Genomic DNA, 11,383 nt, shown 5'->3' on the forward strand with positions numbered 1-11,383 from the left:
CCTCGGACGAGACCCCCGCGACGACGCCGGTGTCGATCTCGAACTGCTGCACCCACCGGCGCACGGACTCCTGCGAGACCCCGAGCGACTCGGCGACCTGGGCTCTGACGGCGGTCTCTGACGAGTACTCCGAACGGTGCTGTGTCACCATCCGCACAGCCCTGGAACGAACTTCGTGGTCAATCTTGCGTGGCACCTTGCCATCCTCTCGTGTCGCTCAGAAAAGAGGGCAGAGAACCCGGGGCGCTTCAGATTGCCCGACCTTCATGGTCGTGGCTGTCAGCGGCCATGAGTTTCTCCCCGGCGGCGGCCGGTTAGTTCCCCGCTGGTGGCCAGTTCTTCTCCCCGTGGATGGCCGGTTGGTCGGCCCGGGTTACGGGCATAGTTCCGCGGTCGTGTTGATGATCGCGGGGTGAAGACTGATGAGGAGATCATGGAGATTCTTGAGGCGTATGACCTCACCGGGAGCTACCGCGCTGCGGCTGAGCTCGCGGGTTGTGACCATCACACGGTGGCCAGGTATGTGAAGTTGCGGGCTGCTGGCGCTCCTGCTCGGGAGCAGGGCCGGCGGGCTCGGCCGATCGACGTGTTCTTGCCGAAGATCGAGGAGCTTGTTGAGCGGTCCGCCGGGCGGATCCGCGCGGATGTGGTCCACGAGCGGCTGGTCGCGATGGGGTTCAGCGGTGGGGAACGCACCACGAGGCGCACGGGCGCGGAAGCGAAGGCGCAGTTCGCGGCGGGTCGGCGGCGGGTGTTCCGTCCGTGGGTGGTCGAGCCCGGGCTGTGGTTGCAGTGGGACTACGGGCAGGGCCCGACGATCCGTGGGCGCCAGACGTTGCTGTGGTGCGCGTGGTTGGCGTGGTCGCGGTTTCGGGTCGTGATCCCGATCTGGGACAAGACGCTGCCGACGGTCGTGGCGTGCATGGATGCGACGCTGCGCAGGCTGGGCGGGGTCCCGGCGTTCGCGTTGACCGATAACGAGCGGACCGTGACATCGGATCACATCGCTCGGGTCGCGGTGCGGAATCCGCAGATCGTGGAGATGGGTAGGCACTACGGGATGACGGTGCGTACGTGTGTTCCTGCGGATCCGCAGTCCAAGGGCGGGTCGGAGGCCACGGTGCGGATCGCGAAAGCGGACCTGGTGCCGACGGCGGTGAACCTGCTCGAGGAATACCGTACGTTCGGGCAGTTGGAGAAGGCGTGTCATGACTTCTGCGACGAGGTCAACGCCCGCACCCACCGGGAGACCAGGCAGGCGCCGGCGGTGATGCTCGCGACGGAGCGGGAGCGGCTGCACCTGCTCCCGAAGGCGCCATTCACGGTCGTGTTCGGCACGACCCGCCGGGTGAACTGGGACGCGACGATCGCGATGAACGGGGTGCGGTACTCGGTCCCGCACGAGCTGGCGAACACCAGGGTCTGGGTGCGCGAGGCCGGCGACGAGGTCGTCGTGACCGCTGTCGCCGCGCACGGCGCGGCCCGCGAAGTCGCACGGCATGCAACAGGGCGCCCCGGGAGTCCGGTCCTGGACGACACGCACTACCCGGCCCGTCCGGACGAGACGGCGGACCGCCAGCCCAAGGCCACCACCCCGGAAGAGGCCGCGTTCTTGATGCTCGGCGCCGGGGCCAAGTCATGGTTGGTCGAGGCTGCCGCTGCCGGCGCKAGACGGATGCGTCCGAAGATGGCCGAGGCCGTCGCGTTCGCCAAGCTCTACGGCGCCGACCAAGTCGACCGGGCGCTGGGCACGGCTGCGGTGACGGGCAGGTTCTCGGACAAGGACCTGATCTCGATCCTCGACTACCAGGCCGGGCTTGCCGATGTGGAGCCCTCCCGCGCTTCCGAGGCGCATTCGCTGCAGCCGGGCACGGCCGGCTGGGCGCGCTTGGACGAGGCGACACCCGATATGACAGACCTGACGACGGAGGACGAACAATGACCATCGCGACGATCCCGGGTGTGGTCACCCGCGCCCACGGCGACCCGCTGAATGAAGCACTGGAACTGACCAAGCGGCTCAAGCTGCCCCACATGCGCAAAGCGCTCACGGACCTGATCCCCACCGCGAAAGCGCAACGCTGGGACCCGGCCGAGGTCGTGCGGGTCCTGCTCGCCGAGGAAGTCGCCGGACGTGACCGCGCCAACCTCCTCACCCGCCGCAAGTCCGCCGGGTTCCCCGCAGGGAAGACGTTCGGCGACTGGGACGAGGAGCTGTCCCTGATCCCGCGCCCGACCCAGGAAGCCCTGAAGACCCTCGAGTGGGTCCGCCGGCGTGAGAACCTCGCGATCTACGGCCCCTCAGGGACCGGGAAGTCGCACTTCTGCGAAGCGCTCGGGCACGCCGCGGTCGAGGCCGGCATGATCGTGGCCTGGTTCGGGATCGAGGACCTCGGCGCGCTGGTCCGCAAGCACCGCGYTGACGACTCCATCGCCCGCGCCCTGACCAGGGTCGTGCGCAGCGACCTGATCATCGTGGACGACATCGGCCTACTCCCAGTATCGCCAGACGCCGCCGAAGGATTCTACCGCCTCGTCGACGCCGCCTACGAGAAACGAGCACTGACCTGGTGCGACGCCCAGCAGCGTTCATGCTCAGTGACGACGTCGACGTCGCACCGGGCTGTGACTTTCGTCAGCGACGCGGTGACGTCGACGTGGTTGCCGATCACGCGCGGGTCGACGGGATAGTCGTTCGACCCGATCCCGATGTAGTAGTCACGCGCCAGCCGGATCCGGTGCTTGAGTCCGATGGCCGGCGCGGTCAGCGGGAGCGGAGTCATGTGGTCGTAGTCCTCCCCGAGGAAATCGACCGGCCTGCCGCCGAGTGAGCGCACGTGCCGCTGGTTCGCGCGTCAGCCAGGTCTGCATCTGCTCTGTGAAGTCCGCTGGCGAAGCGAACCGGCGTCCGGGCAGGAACGAGCCCTCGAGGTAGTCGTTGTTCCGCTCGACCATGCCCTTGTACTCCGGATCCCGCGGCGGCGCCAACCGGAACCGGGTCGCGAGGGTCCCAGCGAACGCGGCCGCGATCACGCTGACCTCCCCGCGTCCGCCGATCGCGGACTCCCGATCCCACCGCAGCGTCTTCGGCGCCCGCCCGATGGCATCGATTGGCGACCACATCCCCGCGGTCAGATCACCGCCCTGCCGCGACGGGAGCATGATCGCGGACTGGAACCTCGAGTACGTGTTCGTCATCACCAGCACCGGCACCGGCACCGGCACCATCGATTCGGAGTGTCCGTGCCCGACTGGGATCGAAACGCCGGGGAACCAGAGGTCGCATTTGCGTGATCTCACCGGGCTTGTACACCGTGCTGTCCCCCGGATCGATCCCGACCTACTCCGGCCGGATCTGCCGTAGTCGATCCGTCAAGATCGAGAGCGAGTGCGGGAACTCGAGCCGCTCGGCGATCACGGTCGTCTTCATCCGCGGGAACTCAGGGAGGATCGCCCGGATCTGCAGCTCGAACGCGTCTACCTTCGAGCCGCGTTTCGGACGCTCGTACTTCGGTGGCCGATCCGGCGCGAGCGCCCGCGAAACGGTGTTCCGTCCAATCCCGAGATGGGTGGCGATCTCGGTCATCGAGAGCCGCTCGACCCGGTACAGCCGACGAATCTCGGCCCAGTCTTCCAAGGAAATCACCCTCCAGAATTATCGGAGGATGCACCAAATTAGCCCGCCGCTTCCGGTCTAGTTTTTACCCGTCGTCGACACCGCCATCGACGCGGACAGTCGTACTGTGACCGCCCCGCGCCGCAATGCAGGAACTGCTCCACCAAATCGACCATGCTCACATTCCTCCGAGCCAAATTCGCGCCTCGTTCCCGGCACACAGCCCAGAACAAGACTCACCGGAGGACACCCGGATTCGCCGTCATCCCCTAGGCGAATTCCGTGGCGCACAGGTAGAGAAGTTCCGTGACGAACTCACCACACAGCTAGGGGAATTACGTGACCGACGACAGGATGCACCGGTTCCGTGCCAAGAGCGCCTTCGTGGCTATGACAGCCTTCGCCCGGCTCACCGGTATCGCACCAGTATCCGTCTGGTCCGGCTCATCTAGGCCAAGGTCCGGTTCAACCGTGCCGGAACCGGGCTATGGCGGTTCGTTCGACACGCAGTTCGCGCGTGGTAAGGACAAGGTCGCCGCGCTCCGGCTGCTCCGCCTGTCAGCGTCGTCTTCGCCGCGCTCCGAACCGACGAGCACGCCACCGCCGCCCCGATCTCTGCCACCGACCGGCCCCACCGGCTCACCGCTGACATAGGAGCATMGGGGAACGCGACTCCTGCAACCGTGATCGCGACGTTCGTGGACCAGATGCGTGCGTCAGCCCTCAGCCTCGAATGTCCCTCGTCTCGTCCAGCCCTGAATCGTCTGTTGCCGCGTGGTGATCTCACTCACCACCCAATTCACGTCGGTTGTCCGCTCGTCATCCGTCCGTAGCTTGACGTCCGCGCGAGCCCAGAATCGCAGAAGGGGTGAGCTGTTTTCCCAGCTCACCCCTTCTGTCGTCCTGTTCGTCTAAATATCAGGGGCCGGGCCCGGAAAGCCGGTGACGCGACCGGGCTGTTCCAGTGCGATCACGAGTGCACCGTCGACATGCTCGACGGACCTGGCGGTCCCGAACTGGGTATGCCGAATCCTTCTGAGCCTTCGCTACGCTCGCGACATCGGGCGCGATATCCGCGCAGCCCGGGCAACGACAGGGGGCCGACCATGAAGGTAGCCGCGTACCACTCGACGAACACCACCGATCCCGACGTGTTCCACAACCACGACGACTGCCCAAGCGGACAACAGATCCCACCACGCGACCGCGCAGCCGGCACCGGCGGCTACCCGCGATGCAAGCACTGCATCAACATGGGCTAACTCCCGGACCCCACCGAGCCGCGCCAGGCGCATGGGCGCGGCCGGCTCGGCCGCCGCCAACTACGTCCACCAAAACCGAACGGTCCCGACTCCTCGGAGCCGGGACCTTCCAACACATCGCGACAGCGGCTACTCGTCCGCCGGGTACTGGCCGATGAAGGTGAGCGGCACCCCGGGAGTCCATACCAACCGCACCGGGGTGTGCCCGGCGTTCACGACATCGAACCACACCGGCCGGCCAGCCTCCTCCGGCGCCCCGTCAAGGACCGCGTCGACCGCCGCGGTGGCCTGCTCGGCCGAGGTGAACTTGTACTGGCGGCCGTCGTACTCAACCGCGTGAGGCTTGTCGATACCCGCCACGCTACGCGACCCCAATCGCATCACCCTGGCAGTTGAGCAGGGCCGCACCCGCCAGCAGATTGGTCCAACGAGAGACTGGCGGGTGCGGAGCCACCCGCACAGTAGCGAGACCGGCATCCTGCCGCCACCCAGGTGTCAGCGGGGGCCTGTCCGAGTCGACAGGTGTTTCGCCTGAGGCGATAGAGGTGTATTTGGCCAGATACTCCGCTGGCCAACCACACCGGGCCTACTTGCCAGCGTTGGCCTTGGCCGTTGCCTGGCCAGCGGCGATGCGGCCCTCGAAGTCGGGCATGTCACCTTCGCCTTCGCCTTCGCCTTCGCCTTCGTGGATGTTGCCGTTTTGGTCGATGGTGAAGCTGTTCCCGGCATCCTGGTTCTCGGCGAGGTGCCGGTCGATTTTCACAGGGGTTGCTGCGTCGAACCCGAGGCCAGCCTCGTCGGACAGGTCTCCGGAGCGGGTGAGGTTGCCGTCCTCGTCTACGGAAACGGTCGCGGTCCTCGTGACCTCAGGTGTACTAGCGGTGATGGCCGCGTTCGCTGTGGTAATTCCGAGGGTCGCTGCGGAACCGATCCCGAGGACGGTCGCGACACCGGCGATGATGGAACGCTTGTGCTTCATCTGGTACTCATTTCTCTTCGTGCGCAGCAGCCGGGATTTGGCTTCCTACGTACCTCCATCCCACCGGGGCAGGTATTGCGAGAGCGTCAAGAGAAGTCTTTAAGTTCTCTTAAGACCCGGTGTGGTCGGATGGGGTTGAGCTTAGGAGCGATTGTGCGTGTACTGATCGTGGAAGACGAACCCTACTTGGCTGATGCCATCCACGCCGGGCTCCGCCGGGCTGGTATCGCTGGCGACTGTGTCGGCGACGGCGCCAACGCGATCGAGCATCTCGCCATACACGACTACGACATCGTTGTCTTGGACCGCGACATCCCCGGAGTACACGGCGACCAGGTCTGTGCACACATCATCCAAAAACATCCTGACGTGCGGGTGCTGATGCTAACTGCGGCGCGGACGCTCGGTGACAAGGTCACCGGGTTTGAGATGGGGACGGACGACTACTTAGTCAAACCGTTCGAGTTTGCCGAGCTTGTGATGCGTCTGCGTGCCCTCGCCCGCCGAAACCACACCGCCCGTTCTCCTATATTGGAGGGCTCGGGGGTCCGTCTGGACCCGTTCCGGCGGGAGGTGTACCGCGATGGTCGACTCATCCGCTTGTCCCGGAAGGAGCTCGCCGTCCTCGAGGTCCTCATGAACGCCGACGGCGGGGTGGTCAGTGCCGAGACGCTCCTCGAGAAAGCTTGGGACGAGAACGCGGACCCGTTCACGAACACCATCCGGGTCACCATCTCCACCCTCCGCAAACGCCTCGGCGAACCCTGGGTCATCCACACCCACGTCGGGGCCGGCTACCGATTCGGACCACCCCAATGACTCATGCGCGAGCCAAGTCGCGGTTGACGATCCGGTGGCGGTTAACCCTCACCTACGGCGCCCTGGTCACCGCGAGCGGGACCATCCTGATCGTCACGGTCTGGGCCTACATGGGCCTCGTCCCGCAGTACAGCTCCACCACCATTAGCAGCAGCGACCTGCCGCATGACACAGGTGCACGTCCGACCCCGCTGCCGGAACAGAACGCAACCGTCCCGGCCGACCTCGCCACCTCCGGAGCCACCGTGACCAGCGCATCCGAGTTCCTCAACCAGCTCCTGGCCACCTCCCTCATCGTCCTCCTGTTCGTCGCCGGRGTGAGTACCATCGTCGGCTGGCTCGTCGCCGGCCGGGTCCTGCGCCCCCTAAAAGCGGTCAACCACGCCGCGACCCTCGCCGCGACCGGTGCCCTCGACCACCGGGTGCACTTGGCCGGCCCCCACGACGAGATCCGCGACCTCGCCGATACCTTCAACCACATGCTCGCCGGCTTGGACCAGTCCTTCAACACCCACAAACGCTTCGCCGCGAACGCCTCCCACGAACTCCACACCCCGCTGACCACCATTCAGACCATGATCGATGTGACCCTAGCCGACCCCACCGCTAGCACCCCCGTTCTTCGCGAACTTGCCCAGCGCATCCGCACGGTGAACCGGCGCAACAGCGACACCGTGACTGCCCTGCTCGACCTCGCCGAAATCGGACAACACCCCATCCCGAATCACGACATCGACGTATACGAGTTGATTCTCGACGCGATCCACGCTGTCACCCCCGAAGCCAATGCCCGCAATATCACGATCACCGACCGCAGCCACCCCGACACCAGCGTTCACGGCGACCGACGCCTGCTCCGGCAAGCCCTGACAAACCTCATGCAGAACGCCGTTCGCCACAATCACCCCAGCGGAACCATTGATATCAGCACCGCATCAAACCAGGACTGCACCAAGATCACCATCAGCAACACCGGCGCCACCGTCCCACCCGGCACCAGCGAATCCCTCACCGAACCATTCGTCCGCGGCGCCGCCCGCACTATCACGCCCGGCGCGGGCCACGGCCTCGGGCTCGCCATCGTAGCCAGCATCGCCGCCGCCCACGGCGGCCATCTCCGCCTCCGCCCAAACGCCGGCGGAGGCCTCACGACCACCATCACAGTCCGCAAAACCCTCAACCCCAGAACTGAGGCGTCCTGACGCTCCCGCTGCCGCCGAGGACGCTGCGGAGGAGAGCCAGAAGACGTTTTCGCGTGCGTGGGGGGCGGACTCACCCCGACTCCCCCACCCCCGTCGTATCCCGGGCACCCCGACACCACTCAGGTGTTGCGACGACTCTTAGAAGCCGCCCCGTCACACCGGGGCCACCTACGTTGACAAAGTCAGGCAGCGCCACCCACGTGTGTCGCGGTTCTCCAGCCTGCGTGCGGGCCAGCCCGAAGGATGTCGTTGCCGCGTGCATCGGGGCGTGAACCGTTACACCCGAACAGGGACGGAAAACCACCTGATCGCGTGCAGCCGGCGGGGCTAGGAGCGAAGCCGCTCACGGCACACCGCAGTGGCGGTGGGCCCTACTACCACCCGGAGACCGCACCCGCCCTCTCCTGCCCGAAGGGTGGAGTCCCTTGGGCGGGTGCGGGAGCAGGCGGCCCCCTATAGCCCCTGTGCCTGCTCACCGCGAAGCGTAGACCCGCTTCGGCGACTACCGTCAGCCCCCGTCCGGGGCCGCGCCCGCCACGCACCTCGGGGTTCAGGGGCGAGCGCTTGGGCGACGTGATCGGGGCTGACCAGCGCCGCCGTGACCGCCACGCTGAACCCGGACGTGGGGTCACGTTACGACCCCGTTCCGAGGTGTCAACGACGACTTAGTTTGATGCCGGTTTCGCGCTTGGGTTCGAGTATTCGTCGCAACACTTCGGGTAGAAAGGTTGGATGGATATGGGACGACCGGGACCCAAGCGCAGGCTCGCGCTGGAGGATGAGTACTTCAAACTGCTCGCGGCGTTGGCGGGTGCGGTAGGAGTCGCCGGTCAGGGTGAGGACTTCGGCGTGGTGGACGAGACGATCGATCATCGCCGCGGCTACGACGTCGTATGAACGTCTCGCCCCACCGCCCGAATGGCAGGTTCGATGTGACCATGATCGAGCCCTGTTCGTATCGCGATGCCACGAGTTGGCAGAATAGGTTCGCGGCATCTTGGTCGAACGAGATGTAGCCGACCTCGTCGATGACGATGACGATGAGCTTGTGGCGGCGGACCTTCTTCAGCTCGGTCTGGAATTGTCCGGGGTGGTGGGCGGCCGCCAATCGGGCGATCCAGTTGTTCGCCGTCTCAAACAGGACGGAGTAGCCGGCGTATGCGGCTTTCACGTCGAGCCCGATGGCCAGGTGGGTTCTCCCGATCCCGCAACCATCAAACGCGCTGACCGCACTTGTTGGGGTGACCGACCTGAGTATCGACGCGCGCCGGGCGCTAAGCAAGCAGCGGGTTCGTTAGGCCGCGCGTTGGCGGGTCCGTGACGAGCCGATTGCCGTCACGATCGCTCGTGCCGAGGCCGTCCGACTTTCCAAGCGACTTGTCGCGCTAGATGCGGAACTTACGGCGAACACCGCGACAATGAAAGCGATGGTGCAGGCCTCCCGGCAGCTGAGCCGGCGTGCCCGCAACACGGCAGGCTCCGCTCGGAGGCCGCATTCGCCAGCCTCGCCGGAGTCAAGCCCGATCCCCGCATCGTCGGGGAACACTGTGCGCCGCAGGCTCAACCGCGGCGGCGACCGACGCCTCAACCAGGCCCTGCACATCGCCACCCTCACGCGATGGTCCATGACCCCGCCACGCGTGAGAACGTCGAACGGCGAGCCACCGAAGGAAAGACCACCAGGGAGATCCGCCACCGCCTCGGGTGGTCTCGCCCGACAGATCTACCGCCGCCTCAACAGGGCAGCCCAAGCAGAACTCGCGACTTGCGGCGGATAACGGGCAGAAGACCGTGGAGGTGGCAGCTATACCGCCGGAACCCGATATGCCTCGAACTTCTCCACGCTGACGGTGAAGATGGCCAGGGTGATGGTCATGTCTGGCCGCCTCCCGGGACACTCGCGGCCGGGGGGGAGCATTTCGAACTGGCCGTCGACCATGACGAGTCGCTCGCGACTGCAGCCACCTACCAGCTCCACGTAGACCATGCGCTGCTGTTCTTCCTCGATAGGCGAACCATCGAGTTCGAAGATCACCGCCACGCGCGTGACCTCAGACACAGGTCCGCGCGTCCCACAATGCCGGCACGCCCACTCCACGGGTGCGCTCGACGGCTCCCACCTCCAGCCGAAAGAACTCCACTCAGCCGCCACCCTCTCGTCGGGGGTCCAGCCACGCCTAACCAGAAGATCATTCAGCATCAGGGCCGTACGGACTCGGTCCTGAAGGATTTCTGCATACTCGCCTGCAAGCGGCTCGTCGCCTAGATCATCGAAGCGCTGTGCACGCGCATGGATTTCGACGACACTCTGCGCGATCAGTTCAACGATTTTCATTCTTCCAAGTTAGCTGCTGCTTACATATCAGCCTCTGGCATTTTCAGGCCCTCTGTACATGTAGGCCCCCTTAGGAGGGGTAATGCAGGCGCGAGTCAGCGAGGACAAGAAGTTTTCTGGCTCCGGCATGGAAATGATTGTGGTGTCCCCTGAGGTTGATCGGCCCGTCCGCCGCCGGTTGCTCAATGCGGCGCCAGACTGTGCAGCCGGAATCCACAACCGCCGTAGGCACACGGATTCACTTCCACCACGCTGACGTCGGCGAGGTCCGCCGATGGGATCCGACGTCGGTTGTCCTCGTGTTGATGTTCAGCCGATCAGGCAGGGGTCGTCAGAGAGGTGTGACGCCACCATGCTCGTGTACGCCCGCGACGGGCCGAGCGTAGTGCGTTTGGAGTATTGGCCGATCAGGCATTCCTCGTTCACCTGCACCGCCCAGAACACCGCATCAGCCAGAGACCCTGTCGACGTGGCCGGTGAGCTCACCTCGATCGTGAGCGGATCCAACCCCGCACCAGTCTGCGTCTGCGCGACCGTGTCCGGGGCCGGCAGATCACCAGCGGTGAGTGGCCCCGTCTGCTGGTCGCACCAGGCCCGGTTCGCGTCCGCAGACCCAGCAGGGTCGTACGCCAGCGGAACCGCGGATGGGTCTGCGCTCGCGGCCGCCCGAGGCGGGCCTGTGGCCAAGACGGTGCTCGGCGCCCACCCCACGCACCCTCCACAACCCGGGTGCCACCCCACATGACCATGCAACATCGGATTCCCAGCATCTGCACCCCTCCCGTTGCGATGAACCGGCCACTCATCGAACTTCGACGTACGGCGGGAACCTCATCACATGCAGAAACAGCTCCGGCATCGGCAGCTCCTGCGCACCCCGCTCATCGTGGTCTCCGATGACCTTGCCAGCCTTGCCTGTGACAGCCGAGGCTGCGGCTGTCAATGCCGAGTGAAGTCTGACCCCCTGGCGCCGAGCGAAAGTTGACCCCCTCTGGGTTGTTAGTCGCGGTCGGCGCGGTTCTTGTTGATGAGGTCGCGGCGTTGCCGGGTGCGGTAGGAATCGCCTGACAGGGTGAGGACCTCGGCGTGGTGGACGAGCCGGTCAATCATCGCTGCGGCCACGACGTCGTCGCTGAAGGTCTCACCCCATCTCCCAAACGGCAGGTTCGA

The 11,383-nt window shown here is 65.7% G+C and carries 10 protein-coding genes and 3 pseudogenes; 6 read left to right on the forward strand and 7 right to left on the reverse strand.

The window, feature by feature from the left end:
• The first annotated feature begins 412 nt into the window (after positions 1–412).
• Complete coding sequence (gene istA / locus AC1DZA_RS19685; RefSeq protein WP_476774029.1) at positions 413–1,942, forward strand: IS21 family transposase; 1,530 nt, start codon at positions 413–415, stop codon at positions 1,940–1,942.
• A gap of 92 nt (positions 1,943–2,034) precedes the next feature.
• Positions 2,035–2,505: pseudogene (locus AC1DZA_RS19690) on the forward strand (ATP-binding protein); the annotation flags it as partial.
• Positions 2,506–2,546: 41 nt separating this feature from the next.
• Here AC1DZA_RS19690 and AC1DZA_RS19695 read toward each other — a convergent pair.
• A pseudogene (locus tag AC1DZA_RS19695) lies at positions 2,547–3,646 on the reverse strand (Mu transposase domain-containing protein).
• Positions 3,647–4,722: 1,076 nt separating this feature from the next.
• Between AC1DZA_RS19695 and AC1DZA_RS19700 the strand changes: the two are divergent.
• Entirely contained in the window at positions 4,723–4,878 is a 156-nt protein-coding gene (locus tag AC1DZA_RS19700; RefSeq protein ID WP_476774030.1) for a hypothetical protein, read from the forward strand.
• 129 nt (positions 4,879–5,007) lie between these two features.
• On the opposite strand, the gene AC1DZA_RS19705 is transcribed toward AC1DZA_RS19700, so the two are convergent.
• Both AC1DZA_RS19705 and AC1DZA_RS19710 read right to left on the reverse strand, forming a co-directional pair.
• Positions 5,008–5,238, reverse strand: a complete 231-nt coding sequence (locus AC1DZA_RS19705) for a hypothetical protein (protein ID WP_476774031.1) — start codon at positions 5,236–5,238, stop codon at positions 5,008–5,010.
• Between the two features lie 226 nt (positions 5,239–5,464).
• The gene (locus tag AC1DZA_RS19710) at positions 5,465–5,857 is read right to left on the reverse strand and encodes a hypothetical protein (protein ID WP_476774032.1); all 393 of its coding nucleotides are present in this window, start codon (positions 5,855–5,857) and stop codon (positions 5,465–5,467) included.
• Positions 5,858–6,010: 153 nt separating this feature from the next.
• Here AC1DZA_RS19710 and AC1DZA_RS19715 point away from each other — a divergent pair, with 153 nt between their 5' ends.
• Together AC1DZA_RS19715 and AC1DZA_RS19720 are read left to right on the forward strand one after the other, a co-directional pair.
• Positions 6,011–6,676, forward strand: a complete 666-nt coding sequence (locus tag AC1DZA_RS19715; RefSeq protein WP_476774033.1) for a response regulator transcription factor — start codon at positions 6,011–6,013, stop codon at positions 6,674–6,676.
• Positions 6,673–7,878 carry a sensor histidine kinase gene (locus AC1DZA_RS19720; RefSeq protein ID WP_476774034.1) on the forward strand — a complete coding sequence of 402 codons (1,206 nt, stop codon included), beginning with the start codon at positions 6,673–6,675 and terminating at the stop codon, positions 7,876–7,878. The genes AC1DZA_RS19715 and AC1DZA_RS19720 overlap by 4 nt, the downstream gene beginning before the upstream one ends.
• An 801-nt stretch (positions 7,879–8,679) precedes the next feature.
• Here AC1DZA_RS19720 and AC1DZA_RS19725 read toward each other — a convergent pair.
• Positions 8,680–9,085 (reverse strand): annotated as a pseudogene (locus AC1DZA_RS19725) (ATP-binding protein); the annotation flags it as partial.
• A gap of 220 nt (positions 9,086–9,305) precedes the next feature.
• Here AC1DZA_RS19725 and AC1DZA_RS19730 point away from each other — a divergent pair.
• Positions 9,306–9,656, forward strand: a complete 351-nt coding sequence (locus tag AC1DZA_RS19730; protein ID WP_476774035.1) for a transposase — start codon at positions 9,306–9,308, stop codon at positions 9,654–9,656.
• Between the two features lie 26 nt (positions 9,657–9,682).
• On the opposite strand, the gene AC1DZA_RS19735 is transcribed toward AC1DZA_RS19730, so the two are convergent.
• The 3 genes from AC1DZA_RS19735 to AC1DZA_RS19745 form a co-directional block, all read right to left on the reverse strand.
• Positions 9,683–10,213 carry a hypothetical protein gene (locus AC1DZA_RS19735; protein WP_476774036.1) on the reverse strand — a complete coding sequence of 177 codons (531 nt, stop codon included), beginning with the start codon at positions 10,211–10,213 and terminating at the stop codon, positions 9,683–9,685.
• Between the two features lie 309 nt (positions 10,214–10,522).
• Positions 10,523–10,969 carry a DUF6993 domain-containing protein gene (locus AC1DZA_RS19740; protein ID WP_476774037.1) on the reverse strand — a complete coding sequence of 149 codons (447 nt, stop codon included), beginning with the start codon at positions 10,967–10,969 and terminating at the stop codon, positions 10,523–10,525.
• Positions 10,970–11,212: 243 nt separating this feature from the next.
• The coding region (locus AC1DZA_RS19745; protein WP_476774038.1) for an ATP-binding protein at positions 11,213–11,383 on the reverse strand (171 nt) is incomplete at its 5' end.

The organism is Agromyces sp. P2_B3, assembly GCF_056404815.1.